Annotated in this window: 21 protein-coding genes; 12 read left to right on the top strand and 9 right to left on the bottom strand. The window is 41.8% G+C overall.

The features are described 5' to 3' along the window. Positions 1-96: 96 nt before the first annotated feature. On the top strand, positions 97-1680 hold the full coding sequence (locus WA1_RS10755; RefSeq protein WP_017744016.1) for a phytoene desaturase family protein: 1584 nt from the start codon (positions 97-99) through the stop codon (positions 1678-1680). Positions 1681-1754: 74 nt separating this feature from the next. Here the strand turns inward: WA1_RS10755 and WA1_RS10750 are convergent, their stop codons facing one another. The 5 genes from WA1_RS10750 to WA1_RS10730 all read right to left on the bottom strand — a co-directional run bounded on the left by WA1_RS10750 (position 1755) and on the right by WA1_RS10730 (position 6964). Next, complete coding sequence (locus WA1_RS10750) at positions 1755-2447, bottom strand: hypothetical protein (protein WP_017744015.1); 693 nt, start codon at positions 2445-2447, stop codon at positions 1755-1757. A gap of 202 nt (positions 2448-2649) precedes the next feature. Beyond that, positions 2650-3942 (bottom strand): dihydroorotase, encoded by a 1293-nt coding sequence (locus tag WA1_RS10745; protein ID WP_017744014.1) that lies wholly within the window; start codon positions 3940-3942, stop codon positions 2650-2652. A 98-nt stretch (positions 3943-4040) separates the two neighbouring features. Beyond that, positions 4041-5393, bottom strand: coding sequence for a histidine phosphatase family protein (locus WA1_RS10740; protein ID WP_017744013.1), 1353 nt, complete (start codon positions 5391-5393; stop codon positions 4041-4043). A gap of 315 nt (positions 5394-5708) precedes the next feature. After that, positions 5709-6080, bottom strand: coding sequence for a hypothetical protein (locus tag WA1_RS10735; RefSeq protein ID WP_017744012.1), 372 nt, complete (start codon positions 6078-6080; stop codon positions 5709-5711). Between the two features lie 200 nt (positions 6081-6280). Further along, on the bottom strand, positions 6281-6964 hold the full coding sequence (locus WA1_RS10730; protein ID WP_017744011.1) for a fasciclin domain-containing protein: 684 nt from the start codon (positions 6962-6964) through the stop codon (positions 6281-6283). Between the two features lie 318 nt (positions 6965-7282). On the opposite strand from WA1_RS10730, the gene WA1_RS10725 reads away from it, so the two are divergent. The 6 genes from WA1_RS10725 to WA1_RS10695 all read left to right on the top strand — a co-directional run bounded on the left by WA1_RS10725 (position 7283) and on the right by WA1_RS10695 (position 12838). Beyond that, entirely contained in the window at positions 7283-7867 is a 585-nt protein-coding gene (locus tag WA1_RS10725; RefSeq protein ID WP_017744010.1) for a TetR/AcrR family transcriptional regulator, read from the top strand. Positions 7868-7905: 38 nt separating this feature from the next. After that, on the top strand, positions 7906-9078 hold the full coding sequence (locus WA1_RS10720; protein WP_017744009.1) for an ABC exporter membrane fusion protein: 1173 nt from the start codon (positions 7906-7908) through the stop codon (positions 9076-9078). A gap of 307 nt (positions 9079-9385) precedes the next feature. Then, positions 9386-9727, top strand: coding sequence for a DUF2834 domain-containing protein (locus tag WA1_RS10710; RefSeq protein ID WP_017744007.1), 342 nt, complete (start codon positions 9386-9388; stop codon positions 9725-9727). A 45-nt stretch (positions 9728-9772) separates the two neighbouring features. After that, positions 9773-10939 carry an ABC transporter permease DevC gene (gene devC / locus WA1_RS10705; protein ID WP_017744006.1) on the top strand — a complete coding sequence of 389 codons (1167 nt, stop codon included), beginning with the start codon at positions 9773-9775 and terminating at the stop codon, positions 10937-10939. A 144-nt stretch (positions 10940-11083) separates the two neighbouring features. Continuing rightward, complete coding sequence (locus tag WA1_RS10700; protein WP_017744005.1) at positions 11084-12127, top strand: AI-2E family transporter; 1044 nt, start codon at positions 11084-11086, stop codon at positions 12125-12127. A gap of 36 nt (positions 12128-12163) precedes the next feature. Beyond that, positions 12164-12838 carry a DevA family ABC transporter ATP-binding protein gene (locus WA1_RS10695; protein ID WP_017744004.1) on the top strand — a complete coding sequence of 225 codons (675 nt, stop codon included), beginning with the start codon at positions 12164-12166 and terminating at the stop codon, positions 12836-12838. A 31-nt stretch (positions 12839-12869) separates the two neighbouring features. On the opposite strand, the gene WA1_RS10690 is transcribed toward WA1_RS10695, so the two are convergent. Then, positions 12870-13313 (bottom strand): energy transducer TonB, encoded by a 444-nt coding sequence (locus WA1_RS10690; RefSeq protein WP_017744003.1) that lies wholly within the window; start codon positions 13311-13313, stop codon positions 12870-12872. A gap of 317 nt (positions 13314-13630) precedes the next feature. On the opposite strand from WA1_RS10690, the gene WA1_RS10685 reads away from it, so the two are divergent. After that, positions 13631-15457, top strand: coding sequence for a response regulator (locus tag WA1_RS10685; RefSeq protein ID WP_017744002.1), 1827 nt, complete (start codon positions 13631-13633; stop codon positions 15455-15457). Positions 15458-15496: 39 nt separating this feature from the next. Here the strand turns inward: WA1_RS10685 and WA1_RS10680 are convergent, their stop codons facing one another. Both WA1_RS10680 and WA1_RS56825 read right to left on the bottom strand, forming a co-directional pair. Continuing rightward, positions 15497-16081, bottom strand: a complete 585-nt coding sequence (locus WA1_RS10680) for a hypothetical protein (protein WP_017744001.1) — start codon at positions 16079-16081, stop codon at positions 15497-15499. 387 nt (positions 16082-16468) lie between these two features. Continuing rightward, positions 16469-16627, bottom strand: coding sequence for a pentapeptide repeat-containing protein (locus tag WA1_RS56825; protein ID WP_017744000.1), 159 nt, complete (start codon positions 16625-16627; stop codon positions 16469-16471). 46 nt (positions 16628-16673) lie between these two features. On the opposite strand from WA1_RS56825, the gene WA1_RS10675 reads away from it, so the two are divergent. Beyond that, on the top strand, positions 16674-17753 hold the full coding sequence (locus tag WA1_RS10675; protein ID WP_066612820.1) for an AcrVA2 family anti-CRISPR protein: 1080 nt from the start codon (positions 16674-16676) through the stop codon (positions 17751-17753). Positions 17754-17956: 203 nt separating this feature from the next. On the opposite strand, the gene tnpA is transcribed toward WA1_RS10675, so the two are convergent. Then, a complete protein-coding gene (gene tnpA, locus WA1_RS10670; RefSeq protein WP_017750192.1) occupies positions 17957-18361 on the bottom strand; it encodes an IS200/IS605 family transposase in 405 nt (134 codons plus the stop codon). An 83-nt stretch (positions 18362-18444) separates the two neighbouring features. Between tnpA and WA1_RS10665 the strand changes: the two genes are divergently transcribed. The 3 genes from WA1_RS10665 to WA1_RS10660 all read left to right on the top strand — a co-directional run bounded on the left by WA1_RS10665 (position 18445) and on the right by WA1_RS10660 (position 22549). Continuing rightward, positions 18445-19764 (top strand): RNA-guided endonuclease InsQ/TnpB family protein, encoded by a 1320-nt coding sequence (locus WA1_RS10665; protein ID WP_017750191.1) that lies wholly within the window; start codon positions 18445-18447, stop codon positions 19762-19764. A gap of 9 nt (positions 19765-19773) precedes the next feature. Beyond that, the gene (locus tag WA1_RS62090) at positions 19774-20100 is read left to right on the top strand and encodes an AcrVA2 family anti-CRISPR protein (RefSeq protein WP_473163460.1); all 327 of its coding nucleotides are present in this window, start codon (positions 19774-19776) and stop codon (positions 20098-20100) included. Between the two features lie 190 nt (positions 20101-20290). Continuing rightward, positions 20291-22549 (top strand): FdhF/YdeP family oxidoreductase, encoded by a 2259-nt coding sequence (locus WA1_RS10660; protein ID WP_017743999.1) that lies wholly within the window; start codon positions 20291-20293, stop codon positions 22547-22549. Positions 22550-22595: the final 46 nt, after the last annotated feature.

Genomic DNA, 22595 nt, shown 5'->3' with positions numbered 1-22595 from the left:
AGTTAGTGGTTAGTGGTTAGTAGAGGTGCAAGGCATTGATTGCGCCCCTACATGGTTAGTGGGAGATAAACTACTAACTACTAACTACTAACAAAAATGGAAAATATCGATGTCATAGTCATTGGAAGTGGTATTGGCGGGTTAACTGCTGCTGCATTACTTGCTCGTTATGGTAAGCGGGTTGTTGTTTGTGAAAGCCATACAGTTCCAGGAGGCGCTGCACATAGCTTTAAAAGACGGGGGTTTGAATTTGATTCTGGTCCTTCATTCTATTGTGGTCTGACTGGTGCCAAGAGTTTAAATCCTGTAAAACAGGTTTTAGATGCTCTAGGCGAATCTTTACAAACTGTAGCTTATGACCCCCTTGGTCATTATCACTTGCCAAATATTTCTTTTCCCGTTTACAGTAATGCGGAACGTTATTGTGAAGAAATAGCTAAAAGAACACCCCAAGGTGCTAGGGAGTGGAAGCAATTTGCAGACCGCTTGTTACCTCTGTACGAAGCGATGAAGGATATTCCTTCTTTGGTTTTGAGGGCTGATTGGCAGTTAGTGCTTGTGTTGATTGGGCGGTACTTACCATCTTTATTCAAGATGTTACCTAACTTGCCACTTGTGCAATCTTCTGCAGGTAGTGTGATGGATGCAACAGTAAAAGATCCTTGGGTAAGGCAGCTGATTGATTTGGAATGTTTTCTGTTATCTGGTTTAAAAGCACATGGCACTATTGCCCCTGAAGTAGCTTTTATGTTGGGTGAACGTTCCCGTACTCATGTGGAGTATCCCACAGGTGGAAGTGACGCAATTGTCAAGGCTTTGGTTCGGGGACTGGAACGTTGGGGCGGTGAATTATTATTGGGTCATCACGTTGAGCAAATTCTTGTAGAGACGTTTCATGGTAAGACGCGAGATGACAAGACGCATGATAAGGCGCAACAAGATAAGACGCGCCATGGCGCGTCTCTACATAGGGTTACTGGTGTGCGCCTGAAAACCGGTCAAACACTAAAAGCACCTGTGGTTATTTCCAATGCTAGTCTTTGGGATACGTACTCTCATCTGCTGCAACCTGAAGATTTGCCTCCATCTTTCTGCAAAACAGCTTTAAGTACACCTGCTGTTGACAGTTTTATGCACTTGCATTTAGGCATTCGTGCTGAGGCTTTAGAAAATTTAACAGGGCATCATGTAGTTGTTCATGATGGTCATAAAGATATCACAGTACCCGGAAATACTTGTATGATATCTATTCCTAGCGTTTGGGATGCAACGTTAGCGCCATTCGGTCATCACGTGATTCACGCCTATACTTTGGAACCTTTTACTGGGTGGGAACGGAATAATGGTTACGAACAGAAGAAGCAGGAAAAAGCCCAAACTTTATATCGAGCCTTAGAACGAATTATCCCAGATATTAGGGAACGTGTGGTGTTAGAACTCATCGGTACACCTTTAACTCACGCTCATTATTTGCGAAGGGATCGCGGAACTTACGGTCCTGCAATTGAGGCAGGTAAGGGGATGTTTCCAGGAACACAAACACCAATACAGGGTTTGTACCGTGTAGGTGATAGCACTATGCCTGGAATTGGTGTACCAGCTGTAGCTGCTTCTGGTATTCTGTGCGCGAATACACTGGTTCAGCCACGACAGACAGAAGAGTTATTGAAAGTTTTATAGCGGTTTTCACGGATTGTGGAACAAATAATTGTCCCGTGGAACGGGCGTCTCGCCCGTTTTAGCTCGAGCAAGCTTTAAAGAACATAAGCTTTATTTTCTTGGAATTGCGACTCAATATATTCCATGAGTTCCAATTGAGCCTTTTGCTGAGCATCCATTATTGACTCAATTGCCTGCTCAATCAGCAATCGTCGAGGTATTAGCGTTTCTTGAAATAACTGTTCAATAACTATACCAAATCTCTCAGAGATTCTTGGTGGTTGATATTCGCGACCATTGCCTACATACCTCCAAGGCGTAGGCTTTTTTCTTAGCTGTTTCGGAATATCTTTTTTTGAAACCCTTGCACTACAAGCTTTTAGAAGTGTTTCTTTAATTATCTCTAGCGATACTCTCCCTGCTGCTAGTTTGTAAAGTACTTGCAGGTCAAGATTTCCTTCAATTTCTTGAAGTTGCTTCAGGGTAAACTCACCAAGCACAGGGGCTAACTTCAAAATCCTGTTGGCAATCCCTGATGCCCATCCAAGAGTGGATGCGATCGCTTCTTCATATTGTTTCGGCTTTAGCTTCTCTTTGAGAAAAGCTAAATGTTGCCCCATTTGAGCAATTCCGTACAGAGTTGAGAAACTACAGTAGTGAAGCTCGCCGATAACCTCTTCTACGGGGTTTTGCTCCTTTATTAAAGCCCACTCAACGAAATGATGAAATTCTTCTGCGATCGTTTGTGAAAAATCCGCATACTGATCTGTTTCTAGGATGTTGTTCATGTTATGATGACTCCAGAATTTTAGTTTTTTATTCTTTTAAAGGGACGTATCCTCGCGGGAACTTGGATGCGTCCCTTTTCTGTGCATATTACAACATTATGGTACTCTAGTATTGTTAATTTTTGAAAAAATTTCCTGTAGAAACGAGTTAAGGATAGTACTCAATCTCACTGGTCACTGGTCACTGGTCACTGGTCACTGGTCACTGGTCACTGGTCACTGTCCGTATAACACGACCTTGAATTTGTTGACCCAACCAAGGCGTATTAGTTGAAAGCGTGTAAAGATTTTTCTTTTCAACTTTCCAGCTTTCCTGGGGATCGAATAAAATCATTTCTACTTGTTGCCCTGGTGCGATCGCACTGGGTTTTTGTTGCAAGCACTCTGCGGGACGGGTACTTAAAGCTCTCCACAATTCTACAGCCGTCCATTCCCCACTTTCCACTAGATACTGCCATAGAAAAGGTAATGCTAATTCAAAACCAATTGCACCTGGTGGGGCTTCAGCAAAGGCAACAGTTTTTTCCTCATAAGTGTAGGGCGAGTGGTCAATAGCGATCGCATCGAGCGCACCTGTTTTTACTCCTTGCCGCAACGCCGCTAAATCTTGCGAATTTCCTAAAGGTGGTTCCAAACGCAGGCTCGGATCGTAACTTTTCACTGCTTTTGTATCCAATAAAAGATGCATCCAAGTTGTACTAGCAGTCACAGGCACGCCACTAGCTTTTGCTGAAGTAATAAGTTCAACACTACGAGCAGTAGAAACACGCATAATGTGTATTGGTACGCCTATGGGAGAAGCTAATTCCAGTAAAGCAGCAATGGCAGAGGCTTCAGCACTCGCAGGTATAAAAGGCAACCCCAACCTGATAGCGTCTAAACCTTCCCGTACTACCCCATTTCCCTTCAACTCAGGATCGCAGCAGTAAAACGCCACGGGCTTCCCTAAAGGTTGGAGATATTCCAACACTCGCCGCACCAATGCAAAATTTTCCCAAGGCTGACCATCAGTAAAACCAACCACTCCTGCGGCGGCTAAATCTGCCAATTCGGTCATTTGCTTGCCAGTCACTTTCTCAGTAATTGCACCCCAAACGTGAACGAGAGGAAGGGGGAAGTGAGGAACAGGGGAAATATCTCTGTGTTTTTTGCTTTTCTGCAACAACTGTGCAACAACAGAGGGGTCATCAACAGATGGGGATGTATCAGGTAATATATTAATTCTTGTAAAACCTCCAGCAGAGGCAGCTTGCATGAGAGAAAGGAGACTTTCCCGTTCTTCAAACCCAGGTTCCCCAGAGTGACTGTATAAATCCACCAATCCCGGTCCCAGAACTAAACCCTGACAATTGTTGATGTGGGTATCATTTGGCAAATCAGAAATGTTCTCAGCAACAAACCTAATTAAGCCATCGTTAATGAGCACATCAGTAATGCGGTCAATCCCAGAAACCGGGTCAATAACCCTTACTTGTTGTAGCAGTTCGCTTGTCATTTTATCTAATTAGCCATTAGCTATTAGCTATCAACTTGCATTTATTCAAATATCAGCTTGTACAAGTTTACAGTTTTTTAGACGCTCTGCTAAATATGCTACAACGCTCCTGCTGCTGTTTTATCCAACACACCTCCACCTAAGTGAGCGGTAATGTTCATTGCTTGCAGTACTGGCAAACCATTAGCGCCCAAGGGGTAATCAATAACGCTAACTGCACCATTCCCCTGACGGAAATTCCAGAATTGTTCTGATGACAAACCTAGAATATGGCAGAGCAAAGTTTTATTAGTTGCATCGTGAGCAACAACTAATCCGGTTTTGAGACCCTTTGCCAATGCTGTTTCTACAATAGATTGCCATGCGACAACAGCACGATCCCAAACTTGCTGCAAATTTTCCCCTTCTGGCATTTGCACTTGGGCTGGTGTTGTACGCCAACGATGCAACTCGCCAGGAAACTCTTGGTCTATTTCTTTTTCTAATTTTCCTTCCCAAAGCCCGTGGCTGATTTCTCTCAAACCATCATAGAGAGCCAATTCTAGATTGGGATGGAGTGCCAAAATAATTTCTGCTGTTTCTTTAGGACGCAGCATTGGGCTGCTAACAGCAAAATCAATGGCGACATCTTTGAGAAATTGGGCGGCTTTCTGGGCTTGCTGTCTGCCATTGTCATTCAGAGGAACATCAATTTGACCCTGAAATCTCGTTTGGCGGTTCCACTCAGTTTCGCCATGGCGCACCAATAATAATCTTACCCCTTGATGATTGGGTCTTAAAGAGGGGAACGTTTCTCCAAGATGTTGGGTTTGATTGAGGGATTCTAGTTGGACTGATTCTCCTAATCCACCAGAAAAATTGAGGACGCTAATGTTGCAGTTGGATTGTTGTATGGAATGGTAGCGAGATGGGGGAATGGAGAGTGCCGTGCTAATCAAAGCACGATTAATACCATTATGTCCAACAATAAGAATAGTTTCGCCTTGATGGCGGTGTAAAACTTCTTGCCAAAACTGACGCGCTTGTTCGTATAAAGCTAGGACAGGAAAGAATTCTCTTGTTTCTTCACCGTTTTGAACCAACATTTGGAGTCGATCCGGAGTTTCCTTCCAAATGCGGTAGTCTTCGGCAAACTTCTCGTTGACTTCAGCAGTTGCCAATCCTTGCCATAAAGGAAGGTCAATTTCCAACAATTTCTCAGAAGTTTGAGGAAGAGGACTTTGTTCGGAATGATTGGCTAATTCATTGCGGATAGTCTCTGCTGTGTCTTTAGCTCGTTGTAGGGGACTAGTGTATATTGCGCTAAATACGATATTAGCAAGAGCCTTGCCCGCTTTACTTGAATCAGCACAACCTTGTTCTGTGAGCTTGGATGCATCAGTACGTCCTTGTATGCGTTTTTCGGCGTTGTATGTGCTTTGACCGTGACGCACAATAATTACACGGGTCACTTTTTGCCCTCCTCTATATTTACGTGCGCGAAGGAAACCTCTATTACTAGCAGATGGTTACCCGTAAGTACAGGACAGTTTTCCACTAGTAAATTGCGATCGCGGGAGATTTACTTGCGTAACATATAAAAAGAGTATCATCCCTTGCCTCGTGAGATGATTGCGACTTAATATTTTTCTTGCTCTCAATATATAAGTGTCCCTCCAGATTTTAAGCTGAAGCCTAAAATCTGGAGGGAGTCACACAACTGATAGAGATTTTCCAAAACTTTGGTCACCTTTTTGCTGAAAAACGCTACGTGAAATCAAGGAGTTCTACCTGGGTGTCACTTGAACTTCCACTGCGTTTCCACTATCAAATGGCTCATTTCCACCTTGTGGTATAATTACGTTATTTGGGTTAAACCTCTCATTCTGACGCAATTCAACGCGATCGCTTAGTGGTATGATACCCGTTGGAGCTACTTGAACATTTGTCCTTGCAGTGCCACCTGAATTTATGTCTGAAAAAAATCTTGAGTAGTCGTTTTCAGCAGATCTATTGCCGATCCCCGTCAAAGAGCCACCCTGAATGGTATATTTTTCTTGGTTGGATTGAGGTTTCTGCGAAGATTGCCCGTAAGCTGCACCCCATGCACCGATAATTGCTGCCATAGCAGTTAAGGCAGCGATAGTTCCAGTATTCATTGTCTTCACCCAATCTCTAAACTTTATTTTTAATGATATTATAAAAGGCTTAGTTTTTCCTTCATTGTAGGCTCAGGGACAAAAAAATCAGTATATCCCTATACATATTTTGTTTAATTATCTCTACACCAAAGTAAATTCTCAAATTAGGGTATCCTGCTAAGCCTTCGGGTTTAGCAGGCAGAATTAAGAAGTCTATCCTATTGAGGAGCTTGGTTTGGTTGCTGTGTCTCTAAGCGAGAAGCAATGGTCTGCCGCAGTTGTTGAGGAAGTAGTACGCGGTTAACTGCGTGGATCACTCCATTATTTGCACGAATATCGGGTTGCACGACACTACCATCATTTACAATCACTCTTTCGGGAGTTACGCGAACTGCTACCCCACCCCCTAGTGTAGTTACTGATCCAGTTGCTAATTCGTTGGAAGTTACTTCGCCAGGTACAACATGATAGGTGAGAACTTGGCGTAAAAGAGTTCTGTTCTCAGGTCTGAGCAAAAATTCTACAGCCCCTTGAGGTAAAGAATTGTTGAAAGCTTCGTCTGTTGGTGCAAAGACGGTATAGTCACCACTAGCAAGTGTGTTAGACAATCCTGCTGCTTCTACAGCTTGTGCCAAAGTGCTGAAGGACTGATTTGTTGAGGCAAGTTCTACCAAGTTTCCAGAAGTGGCACCATTTGTACCAGGTGTGCCAGAACCGGATTGAGGATACTGTGAACCACGTGTCGGTGGTACGGAGTTATCCATTGGCACGGGTGATGCGTTGTCGGGAGTAATGGTTTGACCTTGTGCGATCGCTGGAACGCCAAAGAAGGTCGTTACACCAATAATACCTGCGATCGCCGTCAGTTTCCGAGCGCACCGATTTAGATAGCCAGTCTTCATGTTGCTGTTGTCTCCTAGTTGAAACAATGTGTTAACTTTCTTAAATTTAATTAATAATTTATTCCTTGCCCTCTCATAAAAGACATAGACCTATCAGCATAGAAAATTTACATCAATGACTGCAACGGTTTCACAGTAGTTAATTCAAGCTTAAAAAATCATTAAATGAGATAACCGGAACTCTCGAATAGGAACCAGCAACGCGAGTACAACACGGCAGAAATAACCATGCCAGTTCCCTTATCAGAAACAGTCTTGACAAAGTAACTGCTTACTGCATACACTTTATATAACGGATGTTCGATATAAATATGAACCATGCCAAAAATAGTAGACCATGAGTTGTATCGTAAAGAACTACTCAGCAAATGTTTTGACTTATTTGCAGACAAAGGATACAGCACTATTACTATGCGCCAAATAGCCGAAGGCTTGGGCGTGTCTACCGGAACCCTCTATCATTACTTTCCCAATAAAAAAGCCTTATTTGAGCAATTAGTGGAAGAAATATGCGAGCGAGATGTGTCTTTGGCAATGATTGAGTTGGAAGGGGTACAAACTCCAAAAGCACGATTAGACGGGTTGGGGCGATTTCTGGTTAAAAAGCAGGATTACTACGTTAAGTGGACTTATCTACTTGTTGATTTCTGCCAGCATCCAGACTTTAAGGAGATGCAGGGTAATGATGTGTTTCGGCGTGCCAATAAGCGATACGAACAAGCATTTTATGAGTTGTTAGGTGTTGAAGATCGGGTATTAGTTTGGTTGATTCTGAGCCTAATTGATGGCTTATTTCTGGAATTACTTATGAATAATGACAGTATTTCTCTTACAGAACAATTTGATTTGTTGAGCAAAATGGTAACAGCTTATTTGGAAAAGTATCAAGGGAGTGACCAGTGACCAGTGACCAGTGACCAATACCAAAGGACAAATGACAAATGTTAAATAATTTATCTAAACAAAAAAATCAATGGATGATGGCTTTAGTTATCGGTGCTACTGTCATGATGGGTGGAACAGTTGTTTATAGCATTTCTCAGTTTGGAGGTGTCAGTCAAAAACCTACACCGCTGGTAACAACTTCACCAATGAAAAAAGTGACAGCCTTGGGGAGATTGGAACCAGAATCTGAAGTTATTAAGCTGTCTGCACCCCTAGCATTGGATGGCGATCGCTTGACTAAACTCCTGGTTCAAGAGGGCGATCGCGTGAAAGTTGGACAGGTGGTGGCAATTCTCGATTCGAGGGATAAACTGCAAGATGCTCTCAAAAAAGCACAAGAGCAAGTCAAGATGGCTCAAGCCAAACTTGCTCAGGTGAAAGCAGGAGCAAAAACTGGAGAAATCGCCGCTCAAAAAGCCACAATAGAGCGTTTAAAAGCCCAATTACAGGGCGACATTGCAACTCAAAAAGCCATCATTACCCGCCGTCAGTCTGAGTTGAACATTGCTCGTGCAGAATACGATCGCTACCAAATACTATACCGAGAAGGAGCAGAATCTGCCTTGAACTTTGACAACAAAAGATTAGCTTTTGAAACAGCCCAAACAAAATTAATTGAAGCTAAAGCCAATCGGAACCGTACAGCAGATACACTACAGGCAGAAATTGCAGAAGCCAAAGCCACTCTTGATAAAATTGCTGAAGTTCGTCCTGTGGATGTGGGGACGGCGCAAGCAGAAGTTGATGATGCCATTGCATCTGTTAAACAAGCACAAACTGATTTAGAAAAAGCCTACATTAGATCCCCCATTTCAGGAAATATTCTGAAGATTCGCACGCGAGAAGGAGAAAAAATGAGCGAATCCGGAATTGTTGACTTGGCACAAACAGATCGCATGGTCGCCGTAGCAGAAGTATATCAATCTGATATCGTCCAAGTCAAACTCGGACAAAAGGCCACTGTCACAGGTCAAGCCGTGACTGGAAAACTCCTTGGATCTGTTTCCCAGATTGGCTTGCAAGTTGACAAACAAAATGTTTTCAGCAACCAACCAGGAGAGAACTTAGACAAGCGAGTTGTTGAGGTCAAAATTCGTCTTAGCCCTGAAGACAGTAAAAAGGTTGCAGGTTTGACTAATTTACAAGTGCAGACAGCTATCGAACTATAACTTTATTTCTCGCTCAAAATATAACGAATGTTCGGTATAGATTAAAGGATGCGCATGAAAAGACTCCCAGAAATGTTTTGCCAAACACCTCAAATCTGGTTTTCCAAAATTTGGTATCAAATTTTGAGAAAAACGTATCCCTGGGCAACTTTAGTAATTACAAGTTGGAGACTTATATTCTCAAGAAATGTCAATAGAAATAGAGAAAAAATTCGTTTTTTTACAGCTTTTTTCAAAATTGACTTTGCCAAAGTTCTATCGAGCATCAATGACATGATTTTCTAACCCTTTAGGTAGAGGGATTAAAATGTTGAAAACAGCATACTTTATTCTTTGTGTTTTAGGTACTATTTTACCCTTATCTCAATTTGTCCCATTTCTTTTAGAAAATGGACTAGATCTACGCCTTTTCCTAGAACAGCTTTTTGCCAACAGAATTTCTGCATTCTTTGCTATGGATATGTTTGTCTCAGCAATCATTCTTCTAGTCTTTGTATTTCAGGAAGGTTCACGACTAAAGATGAAGAATTTGTGGATTTATGTTGCAAGTACTTTACTAGTTGGAGTGTCTCTAGGCTTACCTCTATTTCTTCTGATACGACAAAGAGAACTTGAAGAAACAGCACCAGTTGTAGAGAGCAAAGAATGAATTTCTACAAATTCCAAAAATTCAGCTGAATGAAGGTATTCAATTATGTTTAGCAAATGGTTACGCAGAACACCACTAGCGTGGCGACAGGTGATAAAAGAAAAAAACCGTTTGGCGATCGCAGTTGCAGGTATTGCCTTTGCAGATATGCTGATGTTCGTACAACTAGGGTTTCAAGATGCCCTCTACGATAGCGCGACACTACCCCATCGCTTGCTTGAAGCAGATTTAGTGATGACAAATCCCCAATTCCAAACTCTCTTCTCAGTGAAAACCTTTTCCAGAGAAAGACTTTATCAAACATTGGGTCATGAAGCAGTAAAATCAGTGAGTTCTATATATATAGGTTCGGGACAGTGGAAAAATCCTGAAAACCGTCTTAACCGGGCTATTCTCATCTGGGGAATTGAACCAGACGCCCCTAGCTTGAAGTTACCAGAAATCAAGCAAAATGCCACACAAGTAAAACTTTTGAATCAAGTGTTGTTTGACCGTGCATCGCGTCCGGAATATGGAGATATTGCTAGTAAGCTGCAAAAACAAGGAACCCTAGAAGCAGAATTGAACCAGCAGAATATTCAAGTGACAGGGTTATTTACCATTGGTTCATCTTTTGCTGCTGATGGCAATGTCATCACAAGCGATTCGACATTTTTAAAATTGTTTCCAGAGCGTCAACCCAATCGGATAGAAGTCGGCTTGATTCAGCTTAAACCAGGTTTTGATGCAGCTAAAGTACAAGCGGAGTTGACAAAAGAATTATCAGGAGATGTGAGAATTTTAACACCCGAAGGCTTTGCAGCAGTGGAAAAATACTATTGGGAAAGTCAAGGGACAATCGGATTTATTTTTGGGCTTGGTGTGGTTGTTGGATTTATTGTAGGAATCATCATTGTTTACCAGATTCTCTACAGCGATGTTGCCGACCATTTACCGGAATACGCAACACTAAAGGCGATGGGTTACAGCGATGGTTATCTAATCGGTATGTTGTTACAAGAAGCCTTGCTATTGGCAGTCTTAGGATTTATACCAGGATTTGTAATTGCGATCGCACTTTACCAATTGACGTATGTAGCAACATTGCTACCGATTGCCATGACAATAAGTCGAGCAATAACTGTATTTGTACTGACAGTAGGGATGTGTGGCTTTTCTGGGACAGTCGCAATGCGGAAACTGCAATCTGCCGATCCCGCAGATATTTTCTAGCACCCGTGTTTTTTGTTGTATTCTCAACAAGTAACACTTTTCTCAACGACGTTCGCGTATCTCCTGTAGAGACGCTTCGCGAACGCATGAAAATTTCTTACCCCTACTCCCTACTCCCTACTCCCTACTCCCCACTTCTTAGTTATGACTGGTACTAAAAAACTACCACGCTGGCTGAACATAGGAATAGCATTTCCTGTCATATTTGTCAATGGTTGGCTCATACTTTTGCTTTGTCAATACTTACAACCAATCGTGAGTATTGTATTTACAGCCAGCCTGATCGCTTTTCTACTAAACTACCCTATTGTCTTTTTAGAAGAGCGAGGAGTGAAAAGAAGCTTGGCAATTGGGCTTGTGCTCCTCATATCGCTACTCCTGTTTAGTATTATCGGGTTGGTCTTAGGTCCATTAGTTTTTGAACAACTTGTTGAGTTTGGCAACCGCGTACCTGCTTGGATTGAAGCAGGAAAGCAAGAACTGCAAGCCTTAGACGAGCAAACACTGTTTCAGCAGCTACCCATTGATATCAGTGGGATTGCGGGTCAACTAACAGGTCAACTTACTGGAGCGATGCAATCTTTTACTAAACAAATTATTAATGTAACGCTTGATACTATCAATAGTGCGCTCAATCTTGTGTTAACTTTAGTACTCACGATTTTTCTAGTGTTGTATGGCAAAAGTCTTTGGGAGGGCCTTTTAAGCTGGTTACCCCCTGATTGGTACAAACAAATTCAATTATCTCTCAAGCAAAGTTTTCAAAACTACTTTGCAGGTCAAGCAATCATAGCCACTATTCTCAGTGCAATTATGGTTCTGGCATTTCTGGCGTTACAAGTACCATTTGGGTTACTTTTTGGACTGGGTATAGGGGTAGCAAGCTTAATCCCATTTGGTGGAGTTGTTAGTATCGCACTCATTAGCGTGTTAGTGGCATTTCAAGATGTATGGCTGGGACTCAAAGTGTTAATAGTCGCTGTTGTCCTCGGTCAAATTAACGAGAATGTTGTTGCACCTCGATTAATAGGAGGTATTACCGGGCTTAATCCTGCTTGGGTATTTATTTCTCTACTTCTAGGAGCAAAGTTTGCAGGAGTATTAGGTTTACTGATGGCAGTTCCAACAGCTAGTTTTATCAAAAAAACAGCCAATTCATTACGAGGAACAGTGACCAGTGACCAGTGACCAGTGACCAGTGACCAACTTTGTAAAGGGACTCCTATGGAACCTGTAATTGTTGCACAAAATCTCAATCATTACTTTGGAGAAGGTGCGCTTCGCAAACAAGCACTATTTGACATTAATTTAGAAATTAATGCAGGCGAAATTGTGATTATGACTGGACCTTCAGGTTCGGGAAAAACAACTTTGTTGACTTTAATGGGTGGATTGCGTTCTGCTCATGAAGGAAGTTTGAGAATTTTAGGTCAAGAAATGCGTGGTGCAGGTCAAAAACAGTTGAGGGAGGTTCGCTGCAACATTGGCTATATTTTTCAGGCACATAATTTAATGACGTTTTTAACAGCTAAAGAAAATGTACGAATGTCTTTAGAATTGCATGACAAGTATCTAGACCAAGACATGGATGGTAAAGCAATTGCCATGCTTGAGAGTGTTGGATTGGGGAATCGCGTTTCTTATTATCCAGAGAGTTTGTCAGGCGGACAAAAGCAACGGGTTGCGATCGCCCGTGCGCTTGTGAGTCAGCCAAAAATTGTTTTAGCAGATGAACCAACAGCAGCACTTGATAAAAAATCTGGGCGTGATGTTGTGGAATTAATGCAGAAGCTAGCAAAAGAGCAAGAGTGTACCATTTTGCTTGTCACTCATGACAATCGCATTCTTGATATAGCCGATCGCATCGTCTATATGGAAGATGGAAATCTAAAATTATGAATTATGAATTATGAATCGAAGGTTTAAGCATTCATAATTGATAATTTATTTTGACTCGCATATCTTGTCGTCCTCCTGCTTGTGGTGCTAACTTCAACTTCCCGACTTGTTCAATAGCAGAGGCATCCAATTCTTTGTAACCGCTAGAACGAATCAGTTTCACCTTGGTTACATTACCAACATCATCAGCCTCAACACTCATTTCCACCGTGCCTGTCATACCTTGCTGTCTTGCAGTTTCTGGATACTTGAAGTTACAAAAGGCGCAATTTTCAATAAATTGAGAACCATTCCCTACTGCTGATTTCGGCTGTTCTAGGATTTTAGTCTCAAAACCGCTACTACCATTTATACCTGTTTGCTCGGCAGGCGGGATTATATTAATTTTTGTACTAACTTGCGATCGGGCTGGCGTAGATGCTAAAACCAAAACGGTGGGTGCTACCCATAGAGAGCGAACAAGAAATAACTTCACAAAAGCCTCGCTTGCAAAAAATAAAACATAGAGTAGCCGCTATTCTATGCCAGTATTTTTCCACAGTCATCTGTTAACCTACTAAATGCTTAAACCTTCAATTTATAATTTATAATTTATAATTAATGTTGTCTCCACAAGTTCTTCATTTTTACCTGAAAGACTTTTGATAGCACTTGTCAGACTCAAACTTGCAGCCTTTAGACTTGTATCTTAAGCTCCATCCCTTATAATGTAACTAATATTACACTTTATCCCCAGATTGCTGCGATCGCTATAACCTGAGGCACTCTATATTATAAAAGGGAAGCAAATCCGTGAAAATTCTGTTGGTAGAAGACGATCGCCCTACCAGTTTAGTGGTTTCTGACATTCTGATTGCTCATAACTATACAGTTAACCAAGCAATGGATGGACAGACTGGTTTAGAACTGGCGAAGGCATTTGAATATGACCTAGTTCTTTTAGACATTATGCTTCCGGATATGGATGGTATTAGTGTGTGCAGACGCCTGCGCTCTTTAGGGTATCAAAGTCCTATTTTACTCTTGACTGGCAAAGACAGCACAACAGACCGAGTCATGGGTTTGGATGCAGGAGCAGATGATTATGTTGTTAAGCCATTTGAAATGAATGAATTGTTAGCACGGGTGCGTGCTCTTTTACGGCGAGGAAAAACAGTACCGTCATCTGTCATTGTTTGGGAAGATATACATTTTGATACTGTTAACAACCAAGTGACTTGCGGACAAAAACCCTTACGATTAACTCCTAAAGAGTATTGTTTGTTAGAGCTTTTCCTGCTCAATCCTAAGCGTGTTTTTAGCCGCAAAGCTGTTTTAGAGAAACTATGGGATTTTGCTGATTCACCGGGAGAAGAAACTGTTAGCACTCACATCAAATGTTTGCGACAAAAATTTAGAGCAGCAGGTGCATCCGATCCAATTGAAACAGTTCACGGGTTGGGGTATCGACTGAAAACTCCATCAAAATCAAAAGAAGATGATTTTTCCGTTAAGCAAACAATCAACCAAAAAAAGGTGAAAGCAACCACCTCTAAAGTTTGGGAAAAATTCAAGGGTAAATATGTAGAACATTTTGCTGTGTTAGAACAAGCAACTTCCGCACTAGCAACAGGTCAGTTGACTCCCGAATTGCTACAACAGGCTAAATACGAAGCACACACGTTAGCCGGGTCATTGGGAATATTTGGTTTGATGCACGGTTCTGAACTAGCAAGGGAGTTAGAGGATTTTTTTCAACCTTACAAGCAATTGCAAGCTGATGACGTTAAGCAAATTGTTATGGTAGTGGAATTACTTGGACAAGAGTTACAAAAAACACCAATATCCGAAACAGAAGGAGAGCAAAGTTCTGACTCTCCACTGATTTTGATTGTGGATGACGATTTGATGTTAGCAGAAAGAATTAGGATTGAAGCGATCGCTTGGAAGTTGCGAGTGGAAGTAGCAACAGATTTAGAAGTTGCGCGAAAGGTCATTGCCCAAACTCCACCCAATGTTATCCTGCTTGACCTTAACTTCCCCAGTTCTACAGAAGATGGGCTGACATTACTTCACGAACTAGCACAGCAAATTCCCAAAATACCTGTTTTGGTCTTTTCTGGAGAAGGAAGTCTAGCAAACAGGTTGGAAGTTGCTCGCCTAGGTGGGTGTATTTTTTTACAAAAACCCCAATCAAGCTATAGTATCCTCAAAGTTGTGACTAAGGTATTAAGCAGTACGCAAGAGACTTCTTCTGGTAACCGGGTAATGGTAGTAGATAAAGATGAAGCAGCTTTATCACATCTGACAAATCTCCTGCAGCCGTTAGGAGTGGAAGTCACAACATTAAGCGATCCGCATCAATTTTGGGAAGTGCTGATTGCTTCGAGACCAGATTTACTCATACTAGATGTGGAAATGCCTGAATTAAACAGCTTGGAATTGTGTCAGGTTGTGCGTTGCGACCCGAAATGGTACAGGATACCAATTATCTTTTGGTCAGCACGCACACAAAAGAGTGAGATTGACAAAGCATTTGCAGTCGGTGCAGATGACTACATTAACAAGTCTGTTGAAGAAGCCGAACTAACAACTCGGGTTCTCCGCCGCCTCAGTAGAATAAGGAAACAGCAAGTATAGTTTAAGGCTTTTTCAATCCAAAATCCACGCATCCAAAATTCACTTATTTGCTTCTTTAGTGCATTGTAAATAGTTGGAGTTTACCCATCCCCGCACTCTGTTCACTCCAGCATTTGAACCCCGCGCTACTTCCACATAAGTCCAATCATCTTTTTGCCGAATAGCACGAACGATGTTTCCATTGTTTAATGCTGCCTTTGATTTGCCTGCAGGGGCATAAAGAATAGGGAGTTGTCCCGCGTACACGCCTGTAACATCACACCATTTCTCCCACTTTAGATCGGAGAAGGGAACAAGTTCGCTAGTAAAAATGCGGCGATCGTTTTTCAGAATACTCAAGCGCATATTTTCCCTTTTACCTTCACGCCAGGATATTGCGTAAGTGTATTCACCATTTAACCAGCGCTTACTGCTATACTTTCTATCAATTACGGTTTCGGAGCCATGAAGTGTGATGCATTGATTTTCTCTGTCACATCCTTGATAGGAGTCATCACTTCCCAAAGTAACGAGCAATTCTCCGGCTTTGTATTGAGATTTCTGAAGTTGTTGAGCCAGGGTTGGGGTGGCTATAGATACTACAGCAAGAGCAAGAACAACTAGGGCAGTTAGTTTAAAATTCATAGTTAAAGTTTAGGAATGCATAAATTTATAATTCCCAAAATTTGATGAATGATATCTGATATAAGTAGGTAGGCAGAAATAAACAGAATTAAGTTACAAAATGTAAAGAGAGTTGAAACCCTTACCAATGACAGACAACTATTGGTTACAAGAGGATATGAGGGGATCTTTGTAGGGGTACAAGGCTGCTGCGCCCCTACGATTGTTGACAATTGTTGGAAAGTCAGTTTATAAACCATTTTTGGTTTACTTATTTTGAATTAGCGAAATGTATCAATTTGTTACTCCAAAAGCCGTACTTAAACCAGGTTCGATTGATGATATTGTCACCATTATCAGAAGCTATTGTGCTCACCTCTCCTAGCCGATACAGAATCAGTAGCTCAATCACTCAGTATCAATGAACTCAGTTCTAACAGTACCATCTGGCATAATGGTGTTGCACAAGGTGAGATATCTGGCATCAGCAGTAGTAAGGCTAGCACCGAACAAGTCAGCTTTAGTCAAGTCAGCTCCATACAATATGACTTTGCTTGTAATTTTCATCTTTGATTGGGGAATACTTGGGGTAAACAATGAGTAACACCCAAGTATGAGTAAAAAACAAGAATGCAAGCCCAACCCTCTATCTCATTACCACCCTATTCGTTATGCTTCATCAAAAAGTCATTTTCTCAATGAAGCTATTCAAACTTTTTCATTAGATAGTGGTAAAGATGTCGATATTATCTTTTCTTGCTCTCAAAAACAACTAGAAAAATCTTATAATTATCTGGTTAGCCAACGAATAAAAGATATTCAATCTTCATTATCTTCAGATATATATCCAGATTATTTAAGAAAAGTTTATCGAACAATTAATAAATATTATTTTTTAGGAAAAGTAACTCAATATGAAAGAGGGCTAGATTTTTTAGAAATATTTCATAACGATGATTATATAACTTTACGACAATATATATCCCTTAGTTATCACGGAAGTAACATTTTTGATTTTTCACCGCAATTACTAGAATTATTTGGGAAAACTGACATCAAGAACGTATTATTAAAAGATATTCACCTGCCATTTCCGACAATTTATCTATATTTTGGTAAACAGGACGATAAAAAATTTGATGGAAACATCAATTCTTTGATTACATCAATCGTTTCTCAAAAATCATCTACTTTGAAAAATGATGTTTGTTTTTGGTTAGATGGTGTTTATGTGAGTCAATGTCCTAATACTAGTTCTTTAAGAATTGCACTGACTAGCATTAAAAGTAAGACGAATAAATATCCGAATAATTGCATTGATTGTTATGAAGATGTAATCCATTTCATATTAAACAGATCGTTCGCAAATATAACTGTTGGGGAAGCGGCAGAATTAGAACGAAAAAGATTAGAAGAAATCAATAACAAGCAAAGGATCAAAAGACAGAAAGAAGATCGTTTTTCCAGTTCAGATCTAGAAAATTTTAAAAATCAACATAAATTAGGAATGGACAGCAAATTTAAGCAAATAATTAATTATATAAATTTAGTTGTTAACTGCCTGCTTTACTTGCAATCTTACCCGGAAGAAATCCAAGAAGATTATCCTCAGGTAGCCCCTGAAAATCTTGTCAATCGAACTAAGTACGCATCACAGTCTGGAATTATAAGGAAAACGGCTGAAAACCCTTGAAGATGTAGCTCGGAGCGTGGCGGAGAGATACATCTGTGCTTTAGACAAGGGCTGGAATTGGGCAAGAAAAATGGGGAAACCCTATTTATGGATATCCTGCACTACCTCTAGACAGTTAAGGGGTTTGAGGGTTTCCCCATTTTTTAAGAGCTTGGTCTCCCGGATGAAAGCCGCAAGCACCCTTTAGGGTGCAGGTACTTTCGCTATTCTCTCTGTTGTGCAATATACCGCTTCACGGTTTCCGTACAAATATTACCAGCAGTTGAAACAAAATAGCTGGGAGTCCATAAAGTAGGGAGTTTAAGTAATTCAGGAAACTCTTTACGCAAGAAATGAGATGCTCTTCCTTTAACACGATTCATAATCAAGGACGGGTTGTCGGTAGGTTTAGCATTAATAAATAGATGCACGTGGTCAGGCATAATTTCCATTGCCACAATCTTCCATCGGTTTTCGTTGCAAACATCACAAATAATTTCTTGTAGTCTTTCAGCTATACGACCAACTAATACTTTTTTTCTACGCTTAGGAATGAAAACGAAATGGTAGTTGAGTAGTGAGACTGCATTCCCTTCGTGTCTGTACTCGTCAGGAGAAAATTTAGCCATATATCCGGAATTCAAGGTTGCGTTGTTGTATACAGCTATTGTATAATAAAACAATTGTGCCAACAATAAAGGAGATTTAATTTTTGGCAGAACTCATACAAACTCAACTCATTCGCATTAAACTACCCCAGTTTGAGACAAACATTCTGGAATTTATCTGTAAGCGTTCCAACAGTCTCTGGAATCAAGCTATCTATTACATTAATCAGAACCACAAGCTAACTCATCCTGGCAACTTACCAAGCGTGCCTTATGAGCAAATGGCGCATGATTTGAAGGAAGAGCTTAACTATAAACTGCTCTATTCTCAGTCAGCACAACAAACATTAAAATCTGTCGCTGAAGGATTTAAAAGCTTCAAAGAACTGCTTCCTATGTGGCGTAGAGGGGAATTGCCGCATTTAAATTCAGAGCCAAAACCGCCTAGCTATAGGAAAAAAGGAGGGCTGTTTCAAGTCTCATACCCAAAGCAAGCACTTACTTTTGATTTAGGAATTTCGTTTGTTCGTATTCCTTTAGGGGCTGAATTGAAAACCTTGGAAGGAATAAGCGAACTGTTTCTTCCTACTCCGACAAACATTGACCCAGAACAAATTAGAGAACTAACTATTGTTCCCAGAAACGGGGAGTTCTACGCTGCCTACTCCTATGCGGCAAAGTCTCCAGATGCCGTTAAGCTCGACAAAATGAAAGCGCTGGGTATTGACCACGGTAAAAATAACTGGCTAACCTGTGTGTCTAATATTGGGACTTCGTTCATTGTTGACGGGTTGCATATCAAATCGCTTAATCAATGGTTTAATAAACAGGTTGCAACTTTGAAAGAAGGTAAACCTCAAGGTTTTTGGAGTAAACATCTTGCGAGCATCACCGAGAAACGCAACCGACAAATGCGAGATGCGGTTAACAAAGCATCTCGTATTGTGATTGACCATTGCTTAAAACAAAGCATTGGGACAATTGTATTTGGGTGGAACCCAGGACAAAAACAGAGAGTTGATATGGGCAAGAAAGGCAATCAGTCTTTTGTCCAAATACCCACGGCTAAATTGAAAGATCGGATTGAACAGCTGTGCAAACTGCACGGTATTGATTTTGTAGAAACTGAAGAAGCGTACACTTCAAAATCTTCATTCTTTGATGGTGACGAATTGCCGAAACATGGTGAGAAACCCATAGGCTATAAACCATCTGGGAAAAGAGTGAAGCGGGGATTGTACCGTACTGGAAATAAAAATTGGTATATCAACGCAGATTGTAACGGTGCTGCTAATATTCTGCGTAAAGTAAACACGATGTTGGGTATAAACCTTGACGGAGTGTGTAGGGAGACTTTGACGGCTCCAGTCAGGCTACATCTTTGGCACGTTGCGAGTAAGCAGCCTCTGCCAAAGACGGCTTGAGCGAAAAGAATCCCCTCGCCTTCAGGCAGGGGAGGCGTCAATGCTCAAAAGAAACTTAACGAATTAGGATACAGAAAGATTAAGTTTTGTGGAAGAGCTAAGCAGCCATTTGAGCAGTTTGAACGGGAAACGGTTGATGAAGAATTAATGTTAGTCCCTAGCGTAGGGCGCGTAGTTTCCCCCCATAAGCGACGAGCACATCTCCGCAAACAACGATACGGTAAAGGTTTACAACAGTGGCGATTTATGTGGATTAAAGAAACAACGATTCATCGTCAAAAGTATCAGCTTTCAAATTGTTATAGGATTTACGAAGTTGCGGATCGTGAAAGTTAACCGCCGAGACGCAGAGTACGCAGAGGTAAGAGGTGAGAGTGCTATTGATTTCCTGAAGTTTTTATCCACCTTGAGAGGGCTAGCATTGCCAACTCTACTACTGCACTACAAGTTGTAACCGAGGTGAGCAAGCACTATCATTATAGAAATAACCCATTAGCAAGCGAAACGGTGAAAAGGAGCTGCCATCATGTTGCGGAAGCCTAAAAAAAGTTGGAACCCTTCTATTTGGGCTAGCTGGAAACCCTTCGGCATTGGCGAGCAGTATCCGAATAACTACTGGGAAGTGTTTAGGGCTGTGTTGGAAAACGCTGACAATTTGCCTTATGCTTGGGAAATCCTAAACAAAGGAGTTTGCGATGGTTGTGCTTTGGGAACAACGGGGATGAAGGATTGGACTGTAGATGGCATCCATGTCTGCAATGTTCGTCTGCGGTTGTTACGCCTCAATACAATGCCAGCACTCGACCCCACACTCCTCGCCAATGTCTCTGAGTTACAAAAGAAAAGCGGTGCTGAATTACAGTCCATGGGACGACTTCCTTATCCCATGAAACGCGATCGCACGGAACTTGGTTTCAGTCGCATCACTTGGGATGAGGCTCTGGACTTAATTGCCAAGCATATCCAAGCCTCTACACCGGATCGCCTTGGTTTCTACTTCACCAGTCGGGGGACGGTCAACGAAACTTACTACGCCACTCAAAAAGCCGTGCGGGCAATGGGAACTAACAATCTTGACAATGCTGCCCGTATATGCCATTCCCCCAGCACCAACGCTTTGAAATCCACTATCGGAGTTGCTGCAACCACCTGTTCCTACAAAGACTGGATCGGAACCGATTTGTTAGTTTTCATTGGTTCCAATGTCGCCAACAATCAGCCCGTTACCGTGAAATATCTCCATTGGGCGAAAAAAGCGGGTACAAAGATAGTCGTGATTAACACTTACCGCGAGCCAGGAATGGAACGCTATTGGGTACCATCAATTCCTGAAAGCGCTTTGTTTGGTACAAAGTTTGCTGAAGATTTCTTTTTGGTGAATATTGGCGGAGACATGGCTTTCTTGAATGGTACAATGAAGCACGCGATCGCCAATGGTTGGATTGACGAGTCTTTTATCAAAAACTACACCACCAATTTTGACGAACTCAAAGCATTTCTCGATACGCAGTCTTGGTCCGAACTCGAGCAAATTTCTGGCGCGACTCGCGACTCTATGTATGCCTTTGCCAAAATGGTTGGCGAAGCAAACAAAGCTGTCTTTGTCTGGAGTATGGGCATTACTCAGCATGAGTGTGGGGAAGATAATGTTCGCGCAATTATTAATCTAGCTTTGACGAAGGGATTTGTTGGTCGAGAAGGGTGTGGTTTGATGCCAATTCGGGGACACTCTGGAGTTCAGGGGGGTGCAGAAATGGGATGTTATGCCACCACTTTCCCAGGGGGAAAACCTATCACCCCGGAAAATGCAGCGTCTATCAGTGAAGTTTGGGGTTTTGAAGTTCCCACGACTCAGGGGTTAATTGCTTCTGAAATGATTGATGCTGCGGCTGAGGGCAATTTAGATGTTTTGTTCTCTGTAGGCGGAAATTTTTTAGAGGTTTTGCCAGAACCAGATTATGTGGAAAGAGCTTTAAAGCGCGTACCTCTGCGGGTTCACATGGATATTGTTGTATCCAAACAAATGCTTTTGGAATCCGTTGAGACGGTGGTAATTTTACCAGCAACGACTCGTTATGAAATCCCAGGGGGAGTCACAGAGACAAATACAGAACGCCGTGTCATTTTTAGCCCGGAAATTCCGGGTTCCCGTATTGGGGAGGCGCGTCCAGAATGGGAAGTGTTTCTGGAGTTAGCAAAGCGAGTGCGTCCAGATTTAGCAGAGAAGTTACACTTTCACAACACCAGTGCAATGCGCCAAGAGATTGCTCAAGTGATTCCTCAGTATGCGGGAGTTCAACATTTGAAGGAAGCGGGCGACCAATTTCAGTATGGCGGAGCGCATCTGTGTTTTGGTTGGAACTTCCCAACACCCGATCGCAAAGCCCGATTTTCTGTGCTGACTCCTCAAGAACGGTATCTACCAGAGGGTTATTTCTGGGTGACAACACGCCGTGGTAAGCAATTTAACAGCATGGTACAAGAACGCAAGGATGCTATTACTGGCGCAGTGCGATCGGCTGTACTTATGAGTGGTGTCGATGCGGAGAAGTTGGAGCTTCAAGATGGGGATGCGGTGATGCTGAAAAATGACATTGGTGAGTTTAGGGGACAGGTGTATATCGCACCCGTTATGCCAAGAAATTTACAAATTCATTGGCCAGAGGGAAATGTCTTGTTAGATAAAAGCAAGCGATCGCCAGAAGTAGGTATTCCCGATTATAACGCTGTTGTGCGTTTGGAAAAGGTCTTCTCTAGTGGTAAAATTCCAATAATTACTCCTTGAGGTAGATAGATTTATAAATCGATCTCCTCAAAATAAGGTAGTACTT

The sequence above is a fragment of the Scytonema hofmannii PCC 7110 genome, assembly GCF_000346485.2.
Classification (GTDB): Bacteria; Cyanobacteriota; Cyanobacteriia; order Cyanobacteriales; family Nostocaceae; genus Scytonema; species Scytonema hofmannii.
Note: the sequence above shows the minus strand (reverse complement) of the source record. Positions and strands in the feature narration are given on the sequence as shown.